Raw genomic sequence first — 23,188 nt, 5'->3', positions numbered from 1 at the left:
GAGCCGGCGGCGTCGTGTCATCCGGTGAGTCCCTCGCCGTGACCAACAGTGTATTTAGTCGCGGCTTCGATGCGTGGTGTATGTTCGATACGGTGGTCATCGCCACGGACGGCTCCGGCAGCGCAGAGCGGGCCGTCGAGGCGGCGCTGGACCTGGCAGCGCGCTTCGACGCAACTGTCCATGGGCTGTACGTCGTCGACACCGGCGAGGTTGAGACGACTCCCGAAGAGGTTCGCGAGGCGCTGGAGCGCGCGCTGGCGACCACTGGCGGCCGCGCCCTCTCGTTCATTCTGGAGGCCGCCGACGCCGAGGCAGACGAGGAACTCGTCACTGCTGTTCGGGAGGGCGACCCGGCCGACGAGATCTGTACGTACGCAGTGGAACACGACGCCGATGTCATCGTCAGCGGAACCCGCGGCCGCCACGGCGAACACGGCTACCTGCTGGGCAGCGTCGCAGAGGAACTCGTCCGGGAGGCTCCGATGCCGCTGCTGACGGTCCGCCAGCTCGAAGGCGAGCCCAACCCCGAGCGCGAGGACGTGTAACGGAACCCGACGACTTCTTGACGCCCCGCCCGCTTGCTGTGGCATGGACGATTGGCTCATCGACGACGACCGCCTCTCTATCGGCCGCAAATCTGTACTCCCCGGTGAGGGGTTCTTTATTCCGGATTCCTACGAGGAAGAGCAAGCCGAAGCCGAGGCCGCTGAGACACTGCAAGACGCTAGCGTCATCGTTATCGCCGACCCCGACGCTGACGGACTGGCCTGTACCGCGCTGATCCGCGAGGCCCATGGCGAGGGCGCGCTCCTGCCTGCGGGCCCGCACGAACTCACGGAAGCGCTCGAATGGACCGCCGAGTACGCCGGTCCCGATGCGACCGTCTTCATCTGTGACCTCTGTCCCGACCGCGAGTCCGACATCGCCCCGCTCGATTCACTAGTCGACACCACCGAACGGGTCGTCTGGTTCGACCACCACCAGTGGCCCGACGACCTTGCCGACGATGTGGACGCGGCCGGCGTCGAACGCACCGTTGGCGACTCTGAGGAAGTGTGTACCGCCGACGTGGCGCTGTCGGAACTCGACTACGACTTCGACGAGCAGTGGGCCGACCTCGCTGCCGTCACCCGCGACCACGACCTCTGGATCCGTGACGACCCCCGCAGCGACGACCTCGCAGACCTCTCGTACTGGAGCGAACCCGAGGAGTATATCGAGGCGGTCCGTGACCACGGACCCGACCTCTCGCCGGAGTTCCATGAGTTCCTTGAGGAGAAGCGCGTCGAGAAGGAGGCACTCATCGAGAAGGCTGTCGACCGGGCCGAACTCCGCGACGTAGGCGAGTGGACGGTTGGCGTCACCTACGGCCGCTGCTCGCAGAACGAGGTCGCCGAAGCCCTCCGCGAGCAGGGCGCGGACGCCGCCGTCATCGTCAAGCCCGCCGGTTCCGCCTCGATCCGCGGAACGGACAGCTTTGAGCGCGCCCACGAGGTCGCACAGCAGGTCAACGGCGGCGGCCACCCGAAAGCCGCGGGCTGCAAGCCCGACATCTACGACGACATGATGGACTACGCCCACCACTGGACGACGCAAGGGGCCGTTGCGAAACAGGCCATTGTCGATGCGTTCCGGCGGTTGCCTGAGGAAGAAGCGGAAGGCGTCGATACCGACCGATAGACCGACCCGCGAGCGACGTGGACGGTGTATTGTCGCCTGACACAACGTTGATTTATTTCTCCGTCGTCACTGTCGGGTGATGCCCGAGTCCCTCCATACTCGAATCTGGCGCGAGACAGCCGTCCGACAGCGACTCGGAAGCACCGTCGCTGTCGGCGCGACGCTGCTGGTCCTCGATGGGTCGGTACGGTACGCCGTAGCCGTGGCGGCGATGGCCTTCTGTGTCTGGCTCGCCGCCGACGCCGCTCAGGTCGCTGTCGGCGACTACGCCGACCACGTGGTGTTCGGGCTCCTCGTGTTCGGGTTCGTGGCGTACACGGTTGCGGCCGCTGGCCCAACGTGGGTCGTTGTCTTGGGGGCACTCCTCGGCTGTTGGTTCCTCCTCGACGGTATCCAGCACCTCCGCCACGGCGTCACCCGCAACGAGGTTGGGGTGCCATATTCACATGGCGGTAGTCCAGTAACAGGACTCCCGAAGGCACTGCTCGTCAGACTTGCCGAGCCGTTCCTGCTGTAAGCTACTCCCCGACGACCCACTTATCGCTGTACCGTTCCCCACAGGCACACACCGCGTAGGCGTGGACCACGTCGCCCTCAGCGTAGAGGTCGCCCACGTCCTCGTTTTGTTCTTCGGCGAAGGCGAAGACAAAGCGGGTCGTGTGGTCACTGTCCGGTTCCTCCTCGGCGACCGGACAGACCGCGTTGGTCAGGTCGTCGTCGATGTCCCCCTCCGTACCCATCGCCTCTTGGGCCAGTCCCATCGGGTCGATGCCTGTCGCCGACTGGAACGCACTCCGGCCGTCATCGCCCGGCAGGACGAGAACGTGCCCGTCCTCGACTTCGTCGGCGTACTCGGCCAGCGCACCCGGGTTCGAGACGGCGTCCTCATGGAGGAAGAACAGCACGTCTTCAGGCCGCTCGCCCGACAGAAACTCCGTGTGTTTGGTCATGCAGAGAGGGAGTCACTCGCCGGGCAAAAGTGCCGCGTTCCTCCCGCATGTCACTGTCCCGTTCTAGCCTCACTTTTACGCACACCCGCAGCATACAGTCGTACATGACCGACTTCGCCCAGTACGTCACGGACATCGTCCACGAACCGACCCAGACTGACAGCCCAGGGTTCGACCTCACCGTCGCAGCGGTGTATGAGGTCATCGAACCGGGACGGATCGACTTCGGCGGCGGCGAGCTTGATGCGGCCGAAGTGGTTCCCCATACAAGTGAAAAGCGGAACCCGGACGACGACTACGAGTGGTGGACGCTGCGGGCCGGCCAGTATCTTATCGAGTACAACGAGTCGCTGACCGGCGAGGCGACGGTGACGCTCCAGCCGCGGACGGAACTGCTCGAACGCGGGGCGACTCACCCGACACTGCACGTTGGCGCGCTCCCGCGCGTGCCACTATCTGTCGGCGGCGCGGGGTTGAAGCTCAAGGAAAACGCCAGAGTTAGTACGATTGTCGGAGCCGAGGAGTAAGACGACGAGCGGTAGCGCCCTGTTATTAGGCGTTCACGTCTTCGAGGTGGCGGCTGGCGACGACCTTGCCAGTCGGCGTGAGCGTCGGCCCGTCGGAGCCGTCTTGTACGAGGCCGTCGGCCGAGAGGTCCTGAAGAATCATCGACACCTGTGAGGAATCCTTGCCAAGAATACTCGCAAGCGGCATCCCGTCCATGTCGCCGGTCGAGTACATCGCGACCAGCACCTCCTTCTTGTCCTTCGTGAGTTCGACGTCTTTGAGCTCCTCCATGAGCTCGGCGTACTCGCGGCGGAGATAGCGCCCGAGGATAGACATCTTGCGGTTCGACGCCATCGCGGCCAGCGTCGTCATGGCTGTCCCGTCTTTCATGTGTCGGACCGTCAGTACCGGCCGGCCTTTGCCGTTAATTTCCCGCGTATTCCGGTCGAAGTCCGACACTGTCTTCAGGTCGACGTTGAACGACCCGTCGCTGCGTCGGAACTCGACGTTTCCGGGCGTGAGGAATAGCTTCGCCGTTTTGAACGACTCGTCGGTGACGCGACCACCGACGCGGGCGCGTTCCTTGACCGTCGTTTCGGTACCGTTGATGACGGCTTTGAACAGTACCGTGCCGAACTTCTCGATTTTCTCGTCGCCAGCTTCGATAGCTGCGACGAGTCGCTTTCCTTTGCGCTCGAAGGCAATGGTCACTGTCGAGTCGAAGAAATCGCCCAGATCGGGTGGGACCTGCCCGATGGCGATGTCGAAAATCGAATCCAGTGGGATGGTCAGCTTGTCGTCCTCGCTTGCAGCCAGTACCAGTCGCTTCTGCGAGAGGACGATCCGACCTCTGATAGGGTCGCCCCGACCGGCCACTTCGGAGTTGAATTTGCCGACGAAATCCGCAATCACTGATTCCGACATTCGTCCGTTACCCGATGTACATCAGCACTGATATTGAGCGTTTCGCGCGAGTATCAACAGCAAAAATCGGATTCGCTCAGGAGAATGGGGCCAACAGCGTCAGTTGTCGAGGTTCCGAGCAATATCTGACAGCGAGGAATCCGGGCCGCCAGTCGCTGTATAGACGACGCGCTTGCCCGGCGTTCGGAGGCCGTACTCGGTTCCGTCGGTGACCACGTCGAGATGTGCTGACCCGCCAAGCGAGACATCACTATCGGCAACCCACTCCGCGAGGCGGTTTGTTCCGTCTCGTTCGCGGGCCAGTCGGCGGTTGTCGGCAACGTGTGAGATCACCGGCTCGCCGTCGAGATTCGTCTCGACGACGGCGTGGTACCAGTCGCCGTCAATTGCGAGGCGAACGGTGTCTCCGTCGTCGAAATCGAGTTCGTCCGGGAGTACAACTCGCGGTCGGTCGGTTCGGCCGACCGACTCGACGGGAACGCGATGCGTCTCGACGGTTTCGTGGTCACTGGGAACGCGGTCCGGCACGTGACTTACTCGTCGTCGTCGCCGAGGAGGTCGGCCACGTCGTCGCTGCCGCGGGCCGTAATCTTCGCGTTGATCTGGCGCGTGTCGTCGCTGACCTCGCGGCCACGAACGGTGATCCGCTTGCGCTCGCCGTCGGTGGTCGGCTCGAAGCCGACGCCGCCATCGGACATGATTTCTTTCGTCGTGACGCCACGAACGTCGGGTCGCATCGGTCGGCCGGAGGTGTCCGAGCCGCCGGTCAGTTCAAGCGAGTAGCCATCAAGGCCAACAGCGCCGCCGTCGACCTCGTCGCCGAGCTCGCGGCCGATGAAGCGGTTTGCGTCCTGTCCGTCAACGTCGATCTGGTAGGTGTGGCCGTCCTCCGGGTCGGAGACAGCGACCGTGAATTCTGCCATACCTGTTCTCAATCAACCGCGCTTCAAAAACGCGTCGAACCGTCCGTCTCGGTCACACCGTCTCGGTTACTGGTCGGCCATCGCATCGCTCGCGATTGAGCGACCGCGGGCCTCAAGCTGGACCTCCCGGCGTGTCCGGACCGGCTCGAGGATATCGGACTCCATCAACCGGTCATATACGGCTTCGACTTCTTCAATCTCCATGTCGACGAACTCCGGAATCTTGAACGGCGAGATACCGGAGTACAGCGCCATCAGCACCTGCGTCTCCTTGTCGGAAAGCTCCACGTCGTCGGCGATGTTGCGCTGCTCGCCCTGCCGGACGAGCCCCTCGATGAGCGAGACGTGCCGGGGTGTCCCCGAGATGTGGGTTTCGACGCTGGTCCCTTCGATGGTGTGTTCGACCTCTAGCAGCGGTCGCTCGTCGCTGCGGATCGTCTTCTCCTTTGCCTCGACGGTCCCAACGTCGTCGATGTCCAGTTCGACGAACGTGCCGCTGGCGATGGCCAGATTGATGCAGTCGCCGTCGAGCTTGAGCCGCCCCTTCTCCCAGCCGCCGTCCTGAACAACGCCACCCTTGACTGCGGGATGGTTGACGAGGACGACGGTCTGGTCGAGTAATGTGCTGTAGAGTTTTTCCTGAAACTCCTCGGCCTTCTTTGCCGAGATGAGCGTCACGTTCCGGCCGGCCTGCACCTTGATGTAGTTGTCCACCTGTGCGAGTGGCTGGTTCATCTGGCTGGCCGTGACGCTGCTGACTTTCGATAGTGGGATGGTCCGTTTGCCCTCGCTGGTCGCGAGGACGAGCCGCTTGTTCGAGAGCAAAATTCGACCGGGTAGCCACTCGATGTCGTTTCGCTTGCGCCCGTCCGAGACGACCTGAACGAACTTCCCCTTCGTATCGACCAGTGCGTGTTCTCCGTCGCTCATCGGTTAGCCAGCTATCGCTCTGGTGTACGCACCGCCACGTCTTAATCCACTCGGCTGACTCATCCGCGGCCACCGAGCTTCGAGATGGCCGAGAAGGCCTTCTTCCTGACCACGTCGTGTTCGGTCTCGTCGATGAGTTTATCCAGCGTCTTCCGGGAGCGCTCGCTCCCAACTTTCCCAAGGGTGAAGATAGCTTGTCCCCGGATATCGGGGTCAACGCCGTCGTCCTGCACGATTTTGAGTAGCCGCCGTTCCACCATGTTGTCATCGTCGCCGAGTTCGGCGAGACTGGTGGCGGCGAACTGCCGGAGCATCTGGTCGTCGTCGCTGAGTGCGTCGACCAGTGATTCGATGACGCGGTCACGCTCTTCCTGGCTGGTGACCCGTCCGAGCATCCAAGCAGTGTTACGCCGCTGGGCGGCCTGCGTGCTCTCTTCGAGAATTTCGACCAGCGGCACGACGACGCTCCGGTCATCCGTATTCGAGAGCTTCTCGACGACGGTATCGCGTATCTGGTGGCTCTGGTCGGTCGGGACGTTCGACAGGAGTTCGATGAGCGAGTAGACGGCCGTTCGTCGGACGGCAGCCGACTCGTCTGAAAGGGCTTCGATGAGATAGTCGACCGGCCGGTCGTTGCCGAAGTTCCCGAACGCCCCAACGGCGATGCGCCGGACTCGCTCGTCGTCATCCTCGTACAGCGGCAACAACGCCTGAAGCGCCTGTCGGTTCCCGATATTCCCCAGCGCGTCCGCCGCCTCGCGCCTGACGCCAGCTTTTGGGTCCGACAAGACTGACTCCAGCGGCGTCGTTGCCCGCGAGTCGCCGATCTTCCCGGCCGACCGGGCCGCTCGCGCCCGTACTCGCGGATCAGAGTCCTCGAAGCGCTCTGCGAGCTTCGGGACCGCGTCGGCCTGGTCTAGGTTTCCGAGGCCGTTTGCCGCTGCCATCCGGAGTTCCGGGATTTCGGCGTCGAGCACCTGCATATACGCCTTCGCCTTCACCCAGTCGGCGGCGTCGTCTTCGAGGTCGACGCCGGCCATACTCCCGATAAGTTGCGTGATCGCGTCGTCACCGAGTTCATCAAGTGAGTCGATAGCCGCGCCGGTGATCGCGTCGCTGTCGCTCTGGGTCGCGTCCACGAGGGCATTGACAACGTCGCGCCGGTCGTCGTGGTCCTCGAAGTTCCCCAGTAGCTCCGCGGCACGGGTCTTGACCCGTTCGTTGTCGCTCTCTCTGAGGAGGCGGATGAGTTCCTGTGCCTTGCCGTCCCGTTCCAGTTCGTAGAGGCTCATAGGTCGCTACACACGCCGGTAGATGCGGTGTCGTTTGTCAACCGCGTCGAAGGAATCTCGGCACTCCGCGGGCAGTGTCTCGGTCATACCGATCATGAGATAGCCGTCCTCGCGGAGTGACCCGCGGATCGTTTCGAAGATCGGGACCTTGAACTCCGAATCGATGTAGATGAGGAGGTTCCGGCAGAACACGAGGTCGAAATCGCGCTTGGGGTCGCCCCGGATGAGATCGTGTTGCTCGAACGTGACCATCTCTTTGACCCGGTCCCGAACCTGAAACGTGTCGCCGTCTTGTTCGATGTACTTCGTGTAATCGTCCAGCGGTTCCAGTTCATCAGCGATGTCGGTCGTCTGGGAGGTCGCGTAGGTCCCGTCACGGGCCTCTTCGAGGATGTCGGCGTTGATGTCTGTCGCCGTGATCTCGACCCGGCGGGCGTCAATCTCGGGGTCGTCGAGTGCCAGCATCGCCGCCGAATACGGCTCGCGGCCGTCGGCACTCGGGGCCGACCAGAGCCTGACGCGACGGTTGTTCTCCGTGAGTTCTTGGAGGACTGGCCGCAACCGCTCCCACGCCTCTGGGTTCCGGAAGAAGCTGGTGACGTTGATCGACAGCGAATCGAGCAACTGCTCGCGCTCGCCGTCGTCGCGCTCCAGCAGTCGCTGGTAGGACTGGTAGTCCTCGGTGTCGGTCCGACGCATCCGCGCGGTAATGCGGCGGTCGAGGTACGAGTCGTTGTAAAAGCCCGACTCGAAGTCCATCTTTTCGCCGATGAACTCCACAAGGTCGTTGAAGGTCCGCTCGCTGCCTTTGTTCATAGCGTCACCACGTCAAGGATGTGGACGATGTTCCCGTCGCCCAGGACGGCCGTGCCCGAGAGGCCGGGTGTTCCCGAGAGGATCCCCTCTAGGGGCTTGACGACGACCTCTTCTTGGCTGTTGACCGAGTCACAGTGGAGCGCGACCTGGCGCTCGGACTCGCGTATGCGGACGAGCATCCCGTCGCCGTTGGCCGTCTCGCCCTCGATGTCGAAGGTGTCGTCGAGGTGGATGACCGGGTAGATCTCGTCGTTGTGCTTGATGACCTCCTGGCCGTTGACCTGCTTTGCCTCCTCCGTCCCGGTAATCTCGTCGACGTTCTTGATCGGGACACCGTACTCCTCGCCGCCGACCTTGACGAACAGCACCTTGACGATCGCCATCGTCACCGGCAGGCGCAGTGAGACAGTCGTTCCTTCACCCGGTTCGGAGTCAACGCTGACTGACCCATCGAGTTGGGAGACCGTGTCGTGGACGACGTCCATTCCGACGCCACGCCCGCTAGTGTCGGTCACCTCGTCGGCCGTCGAGAAGCCAGGATGGAACACGAGGTCATACACTGCGGAGTCGTCCATCGCGTCCAGTTCCTCTGGCGAGCGGACGCCCTTCTCGATTGCCTTCTCTCTGATCCCTTGCACATCAAGCCCGGCCCCGTCGTCCTCGACTTCGATGATAACGTGGTCGCGCTCCCGGGAAGCCCGGAGCGTGATGTGACCGGTACGTGGCTTGCCCGCCTGTTCGCGCTCCTCGGGTGACTCGATCCCGTGGTCGACCGAGTTCCGCAGGATGTGCATCAGCGGGTCCGAAATCTCGGTGAGGATGGTTCGGTCGAGCTCGATATCCTCGCCCTCGATTTCGAACTCGATGTCTTTGTCGAGTTCGCGCGCGAGGTCCCGGACGAGCCGCGGGAACTTCCCGACGACTTTCTTCAGCGGGATGAGCCGCATATCCATCACTGTGTTCTGGAGATTCGCCGTAATCTTGTCCAGTTCGTTCAGCGTCTCGCCGGTGGAATCGAGGTCGTCTTTCTCGACGCCACGCCGGAGCTTGATTCGGCTCGTGACCAGTTGCTCGACGAGCCCGTGGAGGTCGTCAAGCTGGTCCACGTCCACGCGGACGGACTTGATCTCGTCGACGCTGTGTTCTTCTTCTTCGGCCTCTGGGTCGGAACCCGAATCCGAATCCGAGCTCGACCCGCTATCGTCGGCAGCATTGGAGCCGGTGTCTGTGTCGCTTACCAGCTCATCGGTCACGTCGGTTACGTCGAAACTGTCGACCTTTCCAGTCGTACCGAGTTCGGCGTCAACAGTCGCCGCGTCGGGGCCGTCGAGATACAGGACGAACGTGTCCTCGAACTCACCGTCCTCGATATCGGCACGGCTCGGACTCGAATCGAGAATATCGAACCGCCCCTCGATGGATTCGACGGCCAGCATCGAGTCGACGCCGAGCATATCTGACTCCCCGACACTGATCTCGGCCTGCAGGACCCGCTCGCCGACGGCATCACCGTCAATGTCAGCATCACTGACGCCCGCATCCGTGGTGAGCGACTCGTCGCTGTCTGACGAGTCGCTGTCGTCTGTCGTTTCGGTGTCGCCCGCGGCGGCGGCCCCCTCTTCGAGGACAGCTCGGAGTTCCTCGACCATCTCGTCGGTCTCCGTCCCCGATTCGCCGTGCTCTTCGATCTCTCCGACGATGACCTCTATCTGGTCGACGCCGGCGAAGACGAGGTCCATCAGATCCGGCGTAACCTCCATCTCGCCCTGGCGCATCTCGTCGAGCAAGTCCTCCATCGCGTGCGCGAGATTCGCTGCGTTGTCAAAGCCCATCGCCCCGAAGTTGCCCTTCAGCGTGTGGGCTGTCCGGAAGATCGAATCCATTGCCTCCGTGTTGGAGGGGTCGGACTCGAGTTCGAGCAGTGAGTTGTTGAGTTCGGTAATCGCTTCTTCACTTTCACGGATGAATGCGTCTAGATACTGGTCGTCCATTGTCAGGTCACCTCAGTGGTAATCGTGTCGATAATGCCGTCCGCAATGTCGTCGATAGGCAAGACAGTGTCCACACAGCCTGTTTCGGCGGCGCGCTTTGGCATGCCGTACACCGCGGACGTGGCCTCGTCCTGTGCGATGGTCTTGCCACCGGCCTGCTTGATCCGCCGAATTCCGTCTGCGCCGTCTTCGCCCATCCCGGTGAGGATGAGGCCGACGAGCGGGTCGTCGATCGTCTCCGCGGCTGTTCGCATAGTCACGTCGACGGCCGGACGGACACTGTTGACCGGTTCGTCTTGTGTCAGCTTCGTCCGCAGTCGGCCGTTCCGGTAGTTCTTGACCTCCATGTGTCGGTCACCGGCGGCGACAAGGCCTTCGCCGCCGCCGATGCGCGCCCCGTCGGTGGCCTCCCGGACCTCGTAATCGCTTCGCGTGTTGATCCGCTCGGCGAACCGGCCGGTGAACCCCTCCGGCATGTGCTGGATGATGAGCACCCGTAGATCGGCCTCAATGGGGAGATTCTCCATTACCTGTTCCACCATCTTCGGGCCGCCGGTCGAAGAGCCGATGACGAGCGTCGGGTTCGCAACGTAGCTCGCCTGACTTGACGAGCCCCCGGTTTCCCTCCGGCCAGTAGCTGAGCCGCCGGCCGTCGTTGCTGCTCCATTGTCGCTGCTTGTCCCGCTGCGGCTGCGCGTCGCGCCGACATCGACCGCCGCGACGGAGCTGACCATCTCGACCAGCTGGTCTTTCAGGCGTGACATCTCCATCGACACCTCACCACCGGGCTTGGTGAAGAAGTCGACCGCACCCTTATCGAGTGCTTCGAACGTCACATCGGCGTTTTCGTCGGTGTGGGCCGACAGCATCAACACCGGCGTCGGAGACTCGGCCATGATTCGCTCCGTCGCCTCGATGCCGTTCATTACCGGCATCTCGACATCCATCGTCACGACGTCCGGTTTGTGTTCGATAACGGCCGACACTGCCTCCTCGCCGTCACGCGCCTGCGCGACGACGTCAATACCGCCATCACTGAGGATATCAGAGATGACACTCCGCATGAAGTGAGAGTCGTCTGCGACCACGGCGCGGACACCATCTGCCATATCACCAACGCTCCCGTCGGACAGGAGACATCGGCGAACGAGACATCCTCATACCTACTTCCAAATCCCGTCCGGCCCCGAAATAAATACTCCGCCCACGTAATCAAAGTTGATAGCCCAGCAGGCACCTTTATGCGCCACTATCCGCGACAGTTTGGATAAGAACCGCAATGGCAGCACAGTCAGCCACCACCGGCCAAGTACTCGAGTTCCAGCTCGGCTCGGAAACGTACTGCGTGAGTATCGACTACGTGACTGAGATCGTCGATATCGGCGAACTCACGTCCGTCCCGAACGCCCCGCCACACGTCCGTGGTGTCATGGACCTTCGCGGGCGCACGACATCAATCGTCGACCCCAAGGTCGTCTTCGGCATCGGAGACGAGGGTGCGGAGAAGCGAATTATCGTCTTCGACCCAGAGATCGTCGAGGAACAGGGCGCAGCCGGCTGGCTCGTCGATGAGGTGTATCAGGTCGTGCAGGTCACTCCGGAGCAGGTCGACCAGTCCCCCGCGAACGATGCCGGCTCAATTCGGGGCGTCATCAAGCGAGATGACAGTTTTGTTATCTGGGTGGACCCCGCCATCGTCCACGCTGGTGACTGATTCCGGTTTGTTTAGCGACACACCAGCAAGACTTTTTAACATTCCCGACAGAGAAGTATCTAATCAACTTCCAGTTCCTTCCGAAACTATGATTGAGCAAACCAAAACGGGGATCGAGGGCCTCGACGACATTCTGAACGGCGGCATTGTGAAGAACTCGACGACACTGGTGAGCGGCAACCCCGGTGCCGGGAAATCGATCCTCTGTCTCCAGTACATCTACAACGGCGTCGAAAAGTACGACGAGAAGGGCATCTATCTCTCCTTCGAGGAAGACGAGTCGGACCTTCAGGAGGCCGCCGAATCCATCGGCTTCGAAAACTGGCAAGAGTACGTCGATAACGGCGACATCAAAGTGTACGATAAGCAGGTCCTCCTGCGCGAGAACGACTTCACGTCCTCGCTGGATATTCTCCTGGAGGAACTCGAAGACGGTGACTACGATCGACTGGTGCTTGACTCGCTTGCCATGTTCGAATTGTTCTTCGAAAACGAGAAGGAGAAGCGGACGTATCTCCTGAAGTTCACTGACATCCTCAGCGACAGCGGTCTCACGACGCTGATGACCAACGAGCAAGGGGCCGTCTTCCCGGACACCGACATCGGACTGGAGAACTATCTAACTGACGGCAACATCTACCTCATCCAGACCCCGACTGATACCGGCGTGAACAGATACGTCTGGGTCGCCAAGATGCGAAAGCAGAATATTGAGACGGATATCTATCCGATGGAGATTGACCACGGCGGTATCGATGTCCACCAGAACGCCAGCGCCTTCTCGATGATGAGCGAGGAAGAATCACCAATTTAACGATAGAATAGAGTCATTATTACTCCGGAGAACGACGGATACAGCGACACAGAACGCCGTTTCCGTACAAACGTCCCGCGGTGCGTGTTTGTCTCTCTTTCACTCGGTATCACAGGCGATAGCTTTATTATCGACTGAATTTATTATTTGATAACGATGGATTCAGGGGAGATTCTTCAGACGCTTGGCAATAAATACAGTGCCGAAATTCTCGACGCGACGGATGAACCGGTCTCCGCACAGGAACTCAGCGACGAACTTGGAATCCCCATCGCGACGTGTTATCGACGGATCGATGAACTGACCGAACATGACCTCCTAGAACTCCACGATAATATTCTCTCTGATGACCGCCGACGTATCAAAGTATACCGGCGGAACGTGGACGAAGTCCGGGTCGACTTCGACGATGAACTGACTGTCCACATCGAAGAGCGGTCGGAAGTGACCAACAAACTCGACGAGGCGTGGCGGACCCTATCCGAGCGCTAGAGGCTCTCTTCTCAGCGTTATCACGAAAGATATTTTCGAGCATGGATTTAATAACGGGTTCGCTGTAGCACTGTACAGTGCTGATGATAGAACTTCTCTATGCCATATCGACGCTTGTGTTCGTCGTAGCCGGACTGACAATGGTCGGGATGGCCATGCGCGCGTACGTCCAGACATCCCGGGAGGCGATGCTTCACCTCTCAGTGGGATTTTCGCTTGCAATCGCGGGCGCGGCCGCGACAATGATTAGCGCGTTCATCAACGATTTCGAGGGTGTCCGCTCGTTGTTGTTAGTCAACAGTGGGCTGACGACTTTCGGCTATCTGTTCGTAATGTACAGTCTGGTCACGTACGAGTGAGTATATACCTCGACTACATCAGCTGACCTGCCTGTGAGCTGATTTCTCTGTGCTTGGTCTCTCTGTCGACACGGTTTCAATATATTCTCTTCTACAGACCGCACCATTCACCAGTTTGAACGCAACACGATACCTCCGACCACACGCCGGACGACCGGCTATTTCCACCGCTGATACCGACCTACAGAAGCAATTAAATCTGATTCTTAGGGCCGACATGGTTCAGCTATCTTCCTCAGACCAAATGATAGGCGTTCTATTGGAAAATACACTCCTCAGACGCTCAGCAACCTATTATCAAGTAGCATAATTTGGGGGGAGGTATTATTACTGGCGAAAAGAACGGTTGCATAGGGTCAGACAGACCCGGATTAACAATGCTAACGGAACTAACGAACGACGACGACCGCGGGCAGGTCGGTATCGGCACCCTGATCGTGTTCATCGCGATGGTGCTGGTGGCGGCGATCGCTGCGGGCGTCCTGATCAACACGGCTGGGTTCCTCCAGAGCAGTGCAGAGGAAACCGGACAACAGAGCAGTGACCAAGTGACGAACCGACTGCAGCTCGTCAACGCCGTCGGTGAAGACATTCGATCGTCCAGCAGCACGATCGACACGGTCAAGCTAACCGTCAAGAAGGCACCCGGTGCGGGGAACATCGATATCGGCAGTACAATCGCCCAGTGGGTCGACTCCAGTGGCTCGTACGACCTCACCTACGAAGGAACCTACGACGGTAACCCAGGCTCAAGCGAGTTCTCCGTCGCTGATATCCAGGATGATGACGGATCGATTTCAGGCAGCCAGGTCCTGAACGACCCGTCTGACCGCGCGGTGATCATCTTTAGCGCTGAACAGATCCGCGGTGGCGCTGCTGATGACGGCCTCGGTGAGGGTGAGACGGCGACGGTTCGCCTGAACACGCAGTCCGGTGGCACGACGACCGCTCGGCTAGTCGTCCCGGAGACTCTGTCTGGTAACTCCGCAGTCAGCCTCTAAGACGTCATATCTTTCAGTTTCAATTGCTGCCATACGCATAGCTTATTCTGCCTTCTGCGCACTTTTCACCGGATAGCCTGCGACGCAATACTGACTCCGGCACACACAGTCATCTGCGACTTACGATACTCATTGTTCGTTGACTACTGCTCTCAGAGATAGAATTCAGCGCTGCGTCTATTTTCGGATAGATACTGTCCTCGATCTCTGAGGCTGTTGTTTACAACCACTAGATATTCGGTTATCAAATCGCATAATTTGAGAGGAGGTATTATTACCAGTGAAAAGAGTCAACTGATAGGGTCAGACAGACCCGGATCAACAATGCTAACGGAACTAACGAACGACGACGACCGCGGGCAGGTCGGTATCGGCACCCTGATCGTGTTCATCGCGATGGTGCTGGTGGCGGCGATTGCTGCGGGCGTCCTGATCAACACGGCCGGCTTCCTCCAGAGCAGTGCAGAGGAAACCGGACAACAGAGCAGTGACCAAGTGACGAACCGACTGCAGCTCGTCAACGCCGTCGGTGAAGACATCCAATCATCCAGCAGCACGATCAACACGGTCAAGCTAACCGTCAAGAAGGCACCCGGTGCAGGGAACATCGACATCGGTAGTACGATCGCTCAATGGGTTGACTCTACTGGCTCGTACGACCTCACCTCGGCTGGATACAGTAATACGCCAAACCCCGACGGGTCCTCCTTCGCTGTCAATGATGTTCAGGACGACGACGACTCGATTTCAGGGAGCCAAGTTCTGAACGACCCGTCCGACCGTGCGACGATCATCTTCAGCGCTGAACAGATCCGCGGAAGCGGCGACGGTGACGGTCTCGGCGAGGGTGAGACGGCGACGGTTCGCCTGAACACCCAATCCGGTGGCACGACGACCGCTCGGCTGGTCGTCCCGGAGACTCTGTCTGGTAACTCCGCAGTCAGCCTCTAAATTCGGCCATTTTTCGGTTCAACGCAGTTCTCTTTTCGTCCACCCTGACCAGCGACGGAGTTATACGATAGCCACACACACTAGTCGTTATGGCTCGGCGGTCAGACGAACCGAATCCAGAAGAGGGCAAGGTACTCTCGCCTGAAGAGCTCGATATTGCCGACGACGAGCACGTTACTGAAATCGACGAGGGTCGTTATGTCGTTTCGTCGGATGTCCGCACTGACGACTCCTACGGGAACCACGTTTCATCGGATTCGGCGTCTGAATCCCCGCCGTCTCCTGCACCAGATCCGGAGCCGTCAGCTCCTGAGTTCTCCGATGCGAACGTCCACGAGTGGCTTGCTGAACAGATGGCCGACTCCAACGCCAGATACGGCTTCGACGTGACCGCGAAGTTCGACGGCGACGTCGACCAGCAACAGCTCGCCTCCAATGATATCGTCACCGTTTTCGAGAGCTTCATGCTCTGGTACGGTCGCCAGATGGATGGGTCGACACCGGTCGAAGAAGTGCTGGGTATTCTGCTGTCGGAGTCGAACGTGCCAGTTCGCTACCCGCCAGGGGTCATCAAACAGCTCGTCCGGTCGACGCAACTGACACCGGATGATTCCATCGCTGACCTCTTACAGGCCGTCGAAGACGCCGACGGTGCTGAACTCTGAGACGGACCGTTGCCGTCATTGGCGCAACAACTATCTGCACTCGGGTAGCCGTCGCGGTGAACAGGAACAGCAGCCTGTATAACCGACGAGGGATTTAAATCCGGGGACAGCAGTGTGTAGGGTAGATAATGGTCCCGCGCCAGCCGCCGAGGGTTGTCGCCCTGCTGATTCTGGTAACGCTCGTCGTGACGGGACCGCTCGTCGGCGTCGACGCTGTCAGGACACAGCCGACGACTATCGGTGACGGAACGGCGGCTATCAGTTCCGTACAACTACCGACATCAGAGATACGGATCACGAACGGCCGGTTCGGCACGAACGTTGCATATCTCCGAGTCCCGGATGCCAGCGTGACCGTCGACTCTGTCACGGGCCGCCCGAGGCTGCTGTATCAGGTCGCGGTCCCTGCGCTCGATATCTCCCGCGAAGACGAGCAGGTCCTTTCGGACGGCCAGTCCGGAACATATCGACTCGCACCGGGCGACAGAGCGGTACGATGGTCGTCACTGGAGCGAGACGCGTACAGGGGAACCGTCCTGCTTCGGGTCCAGAGCTTTGAAACTTCCGAGACAATCGTTGCTGAAAACGTCACAGTGCAGGTGGAGCGATGACTCGAGACATCGAGTGGTTCACGGGCCGGTGTCGACAGGTCGGAACGGCTGTGTTCGGTGACCGCTACGGCTATGTTCTCTGGCTCGGCCTGCTCGTTACGTTTGGGCTCTACTGGCGCGTTGGCATTTTCATCACCGACACGTACACAACTGCCAACGCGCTTGTCGCTGTCTCGAACGGGCACCTCCACATCACAGAGACGCCGTACACTCTGACACTCGGCGCCCAACCGGGCCTGCACGAGTCCGGCGGCAGACTGTACGGGCGAAACTACGGACAGATCCTGCTGGCTGTCCCGCTGGTTTGGGCCCTTCAGGCGCTGTCCGTGCTCATCACTCCCCGGCTATTGCTCCTTGGACTCTGGTCGGGCACTGCACTCGTCTTTGTGTCTCACGTTAGCGTGCTCGGACAGCGCCACACCGATACCGCTAGGCGTACGGTTCTGTGGGTCGGTAGCGGCCTCGTCGCCGTCCTGTTTCTGGTTGGTTCGCTGACAGCGACAGCCCTTCCGGACACCGCGATCCCAATAGCCGCATTCCAGATCTCGACGATGCTTGCAGCGGCGACGACCAGTGTCGTTCTCTACCGCCTCGTCAGCATCTGGCACGACCGCTCGGTCGCTCTGGCGGCCGGTGTTGCAATCGGTATCGCCTCATCTGTCGGATTCTGGGCTTCGCTTCCGAAACGGCACGTTCTGGTGGGGTTGTTGCTACTGACGACGGTGTACCTGTTCGCTCGGAGCCGACTTGCGTATGCCGACTCCAGACACCGACTCGGGCTCGGCTTTCGCGCTGGCGCGTATATCACTGCTGGGCTGGTAACCTGGACCCATGCCTTCGAGGGGTTCTTCCTGGTGGTGATACTGACCCTCGTGGACCTTGTCACTGCAAGACGCAACTCGCTCGTCCATCTGGCCGTTGTCGCCCTCGCGCTCTTCCTCGGGTCGCTCCCGATGCTCGTGACGAATTTCCTTATCTCTGGCAACCCGGTCAAACCGCCGCGGTTGCTCTCCGCCGTTGGTGGTGCGAACGTCGAATTCACACCCGATACCGGCGGCGATGCCGGAACGGGTGGCGGTAGCGGCACTGGCGGCACTGAGGGCGCTGGAGCGGATGGGGGTAGTGGCGCTGGCGGCACTGAGGGTGCTGGAACGGATGGGGGTACTGGCGGGGGGTCCGATGGAAGTGCTGGCGGGACCGGTGGTAGTGACTCCACAGGGACGGGCGGTGATACCGGAACGCCGATTGTAACACCGCTTCTCGGCCTGTTCGAACGGGTCATGGGACCTGCGGCACCCGCAATAGAATTTGTCTCGGATGCGGTCAGTCGCGGTCTCGGCGTCCTGACTACGCCGGAGCGAATGTTCCAGATATTCTTGCGGAGCGGCTCCGCGCCACGGATCAACTATGCTCCTAATTCCTATGAGGCAATCGAACTTACGATGGTCGAGGCCGTCCCGGTTTTCGGCGCGGTCGCGGCACTTCCTGTGGTCTTGGTCCGGTCAGCTACTCAGCGACTACGGCAATGGAGTGTCCGCCCGTCGCAGTATTCGCCTCGAACACAGACTGATATTCTCGTCACAGCCCTGGCAGCTGCGTTCACGCTTGTCTATCTGAGTCGCTTACCACTCCACACACAGCTTACGGTTCGGTATCTGCTGCCGACGGTCCCACTTATTATGTACGGCGTCGTTCGGATTCCGGCCGTCCACGAAACCGTCAGCGATGCGAAGCGGTGGCTTGCCGGCGGGTACGCTGTGAGCACAATTGGTGGTCTCCTCCTTGGACTCGGCGTCGTTGCCGGACTTGATCTGGCGCTTGGGGAGGCAGTACAGTTCCATGCTCTCCTCAATCTCGGTGGGGCAGCAGTCTGTGGCGGGACTGTACTAGGCCGCACAGTCGTTCCTGACCGCGTCCCGTCTAGGATGGTCACGCTTGGCCTCGCACTCCCGGCGGGGCTGACGACAGCGTACCTTCTCCTCTCGGGGCTCGTGTACTTCCAGTATGGCCCCTTCGCGCTCGATTTCATTCGCGTTCTCACACCGTATCTCCCTGCGGTGTAACTGGGTTTCGGGCCCACCGATATCACACGCGATAATTTACGGGACACCTTTATCTAACTCATCACGATATGTAGGCTTGATAGGCATGCCAGACGTACTGATCGCCGACGATTCAGAGTTTATGCGTAACCTCCTCCGCGAGATTCTCGAAGAAGACCACGAGATTGTTGGGGAGGTCGAGAACGGAGTCGAAGCTGTCGAAGTGTTCAAAGAAGAAGGGCCAGACCTGGTCATGATGGATATCGTGATGCCCATCCGGGATGGCATCGAGGCCACGGACGAAATCAAATCTTCCAATCCCGATGCCAACGTCATCATGTGTACAAGCGTCGGCCAGGAGGAGAAGATGAAAGAGGCCGTGAAAGCGGGGGCTGACGGGTACATCACCAAGCCGTTCCAGAAACCCAGTGTGATGGAGGCTATCGAGGACGTCGTTCCCTCATAGATGAACGTCGATATTCAGTCGCTGGGCACATTCAACCAACTCGCTCACGAGGGGGCTGAACAGGCCACGCAGTCGATGGGCCAGATGACGGGCATCGATGCCGTCGTCGACGTAACCAAGATCACGCTGCTTGACAGAGCAGATGTCGGCGAGGAACTGGCCGGTCGTGACTTCGTCGGCGTCCAGTTCTCTTTCGATGGCGTTCTGGAGGGCGATACCGTTCTTGCCTTCGATGTGGACAGCGCCGGAACGATCACTGAGGAGATGATGCCCGGTAGCAGCGACGACGAGGCGATGGCCAGAAGCGGTATCGAGGAAATCGGCAACATCATGATGAGCGGGTTCATCGACGGCTGGGCCGATTATGTTGGCGCGACCATCGACCATTCACCGCCGGAGTATATCGAAGAATCCGGGAGCGACGTGCTCCCAGATGCGCCTGAGAACGGCGACCACCAGCAGGTGTTCGTGTTCAAATCCGAGATCGAATGGATTGACGAATCGGTGAATTTCTACATCTACATGCTCCCTGAGTATGAATCACTCACGGAGATGATGGTAGAGCACGTCGACACGGACGGCGATGCGATCCCCATCGACAAGCTCCAGACGTTCAACGAGATGACGACCAGTGGCACCCAGAAAGCCGCTGATAACGTCGAGATGATGACCGGCATCCCGACGGAATCGGAGGTGACACAGATCAGCTTTGCTCCCATTGAGGACGTGCCAAAGCAGATCGGCACGGACACGTTCGTCGGGACGGTCGTCGAGTTCACTGGGACGCCCAGTGGCTACCTTATGGTGCTGTTCGACGAGGTCTCGGCAATCAACGTCGCGGAGGCGATGATGCCCATCGAGATGGACAGCGACGAGCTCACCGACCAGCACAAGGCCGCCATCGAGGAACTGGGGAACATCATGACGAGCGGGTTCGTCGATGGCTGGGCAAACGTTCTCCAGACGTCAGTCGAACACACGCCGCCGCGGGTCGTCCACGACATGGGACGGGCAATCATGGACCCGCTTGCGGCGCAGGTCGGACAGTATCAGGAGCACGCGTTTATCATCGACTCCCAGATGCAGACCGACGACATCGAGTTCCAGGCTGAGATTCACGCCTTGCCCAACGAGAAAGAGTTGCGCGCCGCTCTCAATGACCTCGATGTCGAGCGAGCGACCGAGACGGGCGCGGATGTGGAACAGATCTTCAAATAATGAAAGTATACGATGGTAGCCAAACGGAGAGTCCCGAACAAAGCACGCCCGAGCGTATCAAAGTCGGCATCGCGGAGTACAAGGTAACCACAGAGCCGGCCATGCTAACCACAAGCGGGCTGGGCTCCTGTATCGGGATCGCGATATACGACACTCGGAACACGGTGGCCGGACTCGTCCATGTCATGCTTCCGTCGGCGGCTGATATCGACGGCGGCAACCATGCGAAGTTCGCGGACACGGGCATCGAAGCGCTCATCGAGGCCATGGCAGATGTCGGGGCGTCAACGGAGGCCATGGAAGCCAAAATCGCTGGCGGGAGCGATATGCTCGACTTCTCCGAGAACGGCTCCTCTATCGGTTCGCGCAACGCCAAGAAGGTGCGCGAGACGCTGGATGAACACGGCGTTCCCGTTGTCGGCGAAGACCTAGGCGGTGACCACGGTCGGTCCGTCAAACTCGAAGCGGACACTGGCAATTTCATTGTCAAAAGCGCGAACACGGATTCGATAACACTGTGATGTCTGCGAGCCGTAATTGTGTCTGACATCTGGCGTCAGACGGGCGACAGCCGTTCGTCTGCCGGGGCCGCACTGCCACACTCTGTTCCCTGGCTTTCCGTCCGAAATTAATATGAAATGTAATTGGCTAGTACTTGGATCGTTAATTTACCGTATCCGTGCCGGGAAAATGGGATATTATTATCAAATATGATACGCTAAGGGGAATATTCAAGAGTAGAAACAGCGTGAGATACAAGAGATGAGTAGTCTCGCTCTCGTGCCACTGGCTCCAGCCGTTTCACCGGAACTGGTTGGACTGGCACCAGCCCTCTTTGTCCTGTTGACCGGCGGGCTGGTTGGTATGAGCATCAAGAACATGTTCGACTCGATTCTGTCGGACGACGAGAGCGGGGACGCGAGCGAGGACGGTGGCGGCGGGATGGCCAACGGCGGCGGCCTGATGGGTGACGACGGTGGCGGTGGCGACGACCTCGGCGGTGGTGGCGACGATCTCGGGGGCCTTGGCGGCCTCGACGATGACGGTGACGACATGGGCGGGTTCGGTGACGACGAGTTCGGCGACATGGAAGACGCGAGCGGGCCTGACACCGACGAACTGGAACACCGGCTCGACGAACTGGAAAATGAGGTCGGGAGCCTCTCCTCAACTGTCAACACGGTGCGGACGGAAAACGAGAGCATCTCCGAGTCCGTCGAAGAAACCGAGGAGAACGTCCGGAAGCTGCTCGACATCTACGAGATGGTCACCCGTGGCGTCAACCCCTTTGCCGACGACGTTGACGGCGGCATGGGCGGCATGGGCGAAGGCGGCGGCTCCTTCGGCCTGTTCGACGACGACGGGAGCGACGATACCGAGGAGGACATCGATGACGATGTCGCCAACGCCGACGCAGAGGGCTTTTTCGACGAAGACCTGACGGAGGACACTGGTGGCGACATGTCGATGGATGATGGCGGTGTCGACGATATGTTTCCCGACGACGGTGGCGACGACATGGGCGGCTTCGAGGACGACGGCGGGTCGTTCGACGAAGAATTCGACGATTTCGACGACACGGAGGACGACATGAGCATGGACGATGGGATGAGCATGGACGACGAGGAGAGTATGGATGAGGACAGCGACGACGGCGACGGCGGCAAATCGTTCGCAGAGCTCAAAGACGAGTACGAGTCCGGCGACGCCGAGTGGGCCGAGGGTGAGGAACCCGAGGGGGAAGCAGACGACGATGACCTCCTCGCGGACGATGATGACGACCCGCTGGCCGACGAGGGCGATGATCTGCTGGGCGAAGACGATTCGGACGGCGATGCAGGCGGGCTGGAAGACGACGACCTCTTTGATGAGGTTATCGAGGACGATGGGATTGACGAGGCCGAGGCGGCTACGGAAGCCGAACCGGAACCCGACCCAGAGCCGGAACCGGTCGCCGAGCCTGAGCCGGAACCAGAGCCCGAGCCAGAGCCGGAACCAGAGCCCGAGCCGACTGGCACCGCGGCTACCGGCAGCGGCGATGCGGCAACGGCGGACGACGGCTCGGACGCAGATGCTGACGATGACGGGAAACCGTACTTGGCGACGATGCCGGAAGGGTTCGCGGCGGACCTCATCATCGTCGAGTGGCTCGAATTCCTGGTCCAGCACTCGGGCTACCGTGAGACGGCTCGCGCTATCGACTACTACGAGACTATCGACTGGATCGACGAGTCGGTCGCGGACCAGCTCAAGGAGTACCTTCGCGGCTTCAACGACGTGAACGACACCGGGGATGGGCTGTCTATCGACCACCACACGGAGAGCCTGCACTACATCTCACAGCTTGACAGTGACAGCGGCGCTGACGCCGTTGCGCTCTCGAAACTGGTGGGGGGTGGTTCCGATGGGATTCAGCGTTAGCGGCTCGGCAGCCATCATTTTCGTGGCCGCGTTCATCGGCTTCGGGATGTTCTACTCCGCGACCGCGAACAGCTTCGAGCGCGTCAACGACGCCCGCGAGGACCAGCGAGACCGACTGCTCGACCAGCAAAACACCGACATCTCACTTGTCTCGGCGACGTGGAACAGCAGCGGGAACGACAATCTCGTCGTGACCGTCGACAACACCGGTTCCGAGACGCTGTCGATCGAAGCAACTGACCTGCTGGTCGATAACAACTACCGGACAGGCTATGGCACGATTGTCGACGGTAACGGTTCGACGGACATCTGGGCGTCACAGGAGCGGTTAGAGATTACCGTTACCTCGCTCAGTAGTCAGCCTGACCGGGTGAAAGTCGTCGCCGAGAACGGCATCGCCGAAACGATGGTGGTGAGCTAA

General features: G+C 60.3%; 27 protein-coding genes. 18 read left to right on the top strand and 9 right to left on the bottom strand.

Annotated elements, in window-relative coordinates; genetic code table 11:
* Positions 1–80 precede the first annotated feature (80 nt).
* From RBH20_RS12875 to RBH20_RS12865, 3 genes are all read left to right on the top strand, one after another.
* Positions 81–545: a universal stress protein gene (locus RBH20_RS12875; RefSeq protein WP_170096931.1), complete on the top strand. Its 465-nt coding sequence runs from the start codon at positions 81–83 to the stop codon at positions 543–545.
* A 43-nt stretch (positions 546–588) separates the two neighbouring features.
* Positions 589–1,680, top strand: coding sequence for a DHH family phosphoesterase (locus RBH20_RS12870; protein WP_306709186.1), 1,092 nt, complete (start codon positions 589–591; stop codon positions 1,678–1,680).
* Between the two features lie 79 nt (positions 1,681–1,759).
* On the top strand, positions 1,760–2,197 hold the full coding sequence (locus tag RBH20_RS12865; protein ID WP_306709184.1) for a hypothetical protein: 438 nt from the start codon (positions 1,760–1,762) through the stop codon (positions 2,195–2,197).
* 1 nt (position 2,198) lies between these two features.
* Here RBH20_RS12865 and RBH20_RS12860 read toward each other — a convergent pair whose 3' ends face one another.
* Entirely contained in the window at positions 2,199–2,630 is a 432-nt protein-coding gene (locus tag RBH20_RS12860) for a DUF5807 family protein (protein WP_306709182.1), read from the bottom strand.
* A 104-nt stretch (positions 2,631–2,734) separates the two neighbouring features.
* On the opposite strand from RBH20_RS12860, the gene RBH20_RS12855 reads away from it, so the two are divergent.
* Entirely contained in the window at positions 2,735–3,157 is a 423-nt protein-coding gene (locus tag RBH20_RS12855) for a dCTP deaminase (protein WP_306709180.1), read from the top strand.
* Positions 3,158–3,182: 25 nt separating this feature from the next.
* Here the strand turns inward: RBH20_RS12855 and RBH20_RS12850 are convergent, their stop codons facing one another.
* The 8 genes from RBH20_RS12850 to RBH20_RS12815 form a co-directional block, all read right to left on the bottom strand.
* Positions 3,183–4,061: a CheF family chemotaxis protein gene (locus RBH20_RS12850; RefSeq protein WP_306709178.1), complete on the bottom strand. Its 879-nt coding sequence runs from the start codon at positions 4,059–4,061 to the stop codon at positions 3,183–3,185.
* A gap of 99 nt (positions 4,062–4,160) precedes the next feature.
* Positions 4,161–4,589: a hypothetical protein gene (locus RBH20_RS12845; protein WP_306709176.1), complete on the bottom strand. Its 429-nt coding sequence runs from the start codon at positions 4,587–4,589 to the stop codon at positions 4,161–4,163.
* Between the two features lie 5 nt (positions 4,590–4,594).
* Positions 4,595–4,984 carry a 30S ribosomal protein S6e gene (locus RBH20_RS12840; RefSeq protein WP_007189320.1) on the bottom strand — a complete coding sequence of 130 codons (390 nt, stop codon included), beginning with the start codon at positions 4,982–4,984 and terminating at the stop codon, positions 4,595–4,597.
* Between the two features lie 66 nt (positions 4,985–5,050).
* Entirely contained in the window at positions 5,051–5,914 is an 864-nt protein-coding gene (locus RBH20_RS12835; protein WP_306709173.1) for a CheF family chemotaxis protein, read from the bottom strand.
* 59 nt (positions 5,915–5,973) lie between these two features.
* Complete coding sequence (locus RBH20_RS12830) at positions 5,974–7,206, bottom strand: HEAT repeat domain-containing protein (protein WP_306709171.1); 1,233 nt, start codon at positions 7,204–7,206, stop codon at positions 5,974–5,976.
* Positions 7,207–7,212: 6 nt separating this feature from the next.
* A complete protein-coding gene (locus RBH20_RS12825; RefSeq protein ID WP_306709169.1) occupies positions 7,213–8,022 on the bottom strand; it encodes a protein-glutamate O-methyltransferase CheR in 810 nt (269 codons plus the stop codon).
* Positions 8,019–10,013, bottom strand: coding sequence for a chemotaxis protein CheA (gene cheA, locus RBH20_RS12820; RefSeq protein ID WP_306709167.1), 1,995 nt, complete (start codon positions 10,011–10,013; stop codon positions 8,019–8,021). Before cheA ends, RBH20_RS12825 begins: the two co-directional genes overlap by 4 nt.
* A gap of 2 nt (positions 10,014–10,015) precedes the next feature.
* Positions 10,016–11,122 (bottom strand): chemotaxis response regulator protein-glutamate methylesterase, encoded by a 1,107-nt coding sequence (locus RBH20_RS12815; RefSeq protein ID WP_306709165.1) that lies wholly within the window; start codon positions 11,120–11,122, stop codon positions 10,016–10,018.
* 170 nt (positions 11,123–11,292) lie between these two features.
* Here RBH20_RS12815 and RBH20_RS12810 point away from each other — a divergent pair, with 170 nt between their 5' ends.
* From RBH20_RS12810 to RBH20_RS12745, 14 genes are all read left to right on the top strand, one after another.
* Entirely contained in the window at positions 11,293–11,727 is a 435-nt protein-coding gene (locus tag RBH20_RS12810) for a chemotaxis protein CheW (RefSeq protein WP_170096951.1), read from the top strand.
* Positions 11,728–11,815: 88 nt separating this feature from the next.
* A complete protein-coding gene (locus RBH20_RS12805) occupies positions 11,816–12,541 on the top strand; it encodes an ATPase domain-containing protein (protein ID WP_058994241.1) in 726 nt (241 codons plus the stop codon).
* A 156-nt stretch (positions 12,542–12,697) separates the two neighbouring features.
* Complete coding sequence (locus tag RBH20_RS12800; protein WP_004515272.1) at positions 12,698–13,033, top strand: helix-turn-helix domain-containing protein; 336 nt, start codon at positions 12,698–12,700, stop codon at positions 13,031–13,033.
* Positions 13,034–13,116: 83 nt separating this feature from the next.
* A complete protein-coding gene (locus tag RBH20_RS12795; RefSeq protein ID WP_058994242.1) occupies positions 13,117–13,392 on the top strand; it encodes a hypothetical protein in 276 nt (91 codons plus the stop codon).
* 377 nt (positions 13,393–13,769) lie between these two features.
* Positions 13,770–14,393 carry an archaellin/type IV pilin N-terminal domain-containing protein gene (locus RBH20_RS12790; RefSeq protein ID WP_306709163.1) on the top strand — a complete coding sequence of 208 codons (624 nt, stop codon included), beginning with the start codon at positions 13,770–13,772 and terminating at the stop codon, positions 14,391–14,393.
* A gap of 324 nt (positions 14,394–14,717) precedes the next feature.
* On the top strand, positions 14,718–15,344 hold the full coding sequence (locus RBH20_RS12785; protein ID WP_306709162.1) for an archaellin/type IV pilin N-terminal domain-containing protein: 627 nt from the start codon (positions 14,718–14,720) through the stop codon (positions 15,342–15,344).
* Between the two features lie 89 nt (positions 15,345–15,433).
* The gene (locus tag RBH20_RS12780) at positions 15,434–16,009 is read left to right on the top strand and encodes a hypothetical protein (protein WP_306709161.1); all 576 of its coding nucleotides are present in this window, start codon (positions 15,434–15,436) and stop codon (positions 16,007–16,009) included.
* Positions 16,010–16,137: 128 nt separating this feature from the next.
* A complete protein-coding gene (locus RBH20_RS12775) occupies positions 16,138–16,620 on the top strand; it encodes a hypothetical protein (RefSeq protein ID WP_306709160.1) in 483 nt (160 codons plus the stop codon).
* On the top strand, positions 16,617–18,683 hold the full coding sequence (locus RBH20_RS12770; protein ID WP_306709158.1) for a hypothetical protein: 2,067 nt from the start codon (positions 16,617–16,619) through the stop codon (positions 18,681–18,683). The genes RBH20_RS12775 and RBH20_RS12770 overlap by 4 nt, the downstream gene beginning before the upstream one ends.
* A gap of 85 nt (positions 18,684–18,768) precedes the next feature.
* On the top strand, positions 18,769–19,128 hold the full coding sequence (cheY, locus tag RBH20_RS12765; RefSeq protein WP_004515265.1) for a chemotaxis protein CheY: 360 nt from the start codon (positions 18,769–18,771) through the stop codon (positions 19,126–19,128).
* Positions 19,129–20,346, top strand: coding sequence for a chemotaxis protein CheC (locus tag RBH20_RS12760; RefSeq protein WP_306709149.1), 1,218 nt, complete (start codon positions 19,129–19,131; stop codon positions 20,344–20,346).
* Positions 20,346–20,867 (top strand): chemotaxis protein CheD, encoded by a 522-nt coding sequence (locus RBH20_RS12755; protein ID WP_058994249.1) that lies wholly within the window; start codon positions 20,346–20,348, stop codon positions 20,865–20,867. Before RBH20_RS12760 ends, RBH20_RS12755 begins: the two co-directional genes overlap by 1 nt.
* Before the next feature lie 241 nt (positions 20,868–21,108).
* Positions 21,109–22,767, top strand: a complete 1,659-nt coding sequence (locus RBH20_RS12750; protein WP_306709147.1) for a FlaD/FlaE family flagellar protein — start codon at positions 21,109–21,111, stop codon at positions 22,765–22,767.
* The gene (locus tag RBH20_RS12745; RefSeq protein WP_306709144.1) at positions 22,751–23,188 is read left to right on the top strand and encodes a flagellin; all 438 of its coding nucleotides are present in this window, start codon (positions 22,751–22,753) and stop codon (positions 23,186–23,188) included. Before RBH20_RS12750 ends, RBH20_RS12745 begins: the two co-directional genes overlap by 17 nt.

The sequence above is a fragment of the Haloarcula sp. H-GB4 genome, from assembly GCF_030848575.1.
GTDB lineage: Archaea > Halobacteriota > Halobacteria > Halobacteriales > Haloarculaceae > Haloarcula.
This window is presented reverse-complemented; position numbering and strand designations above follow the sequence as displayed.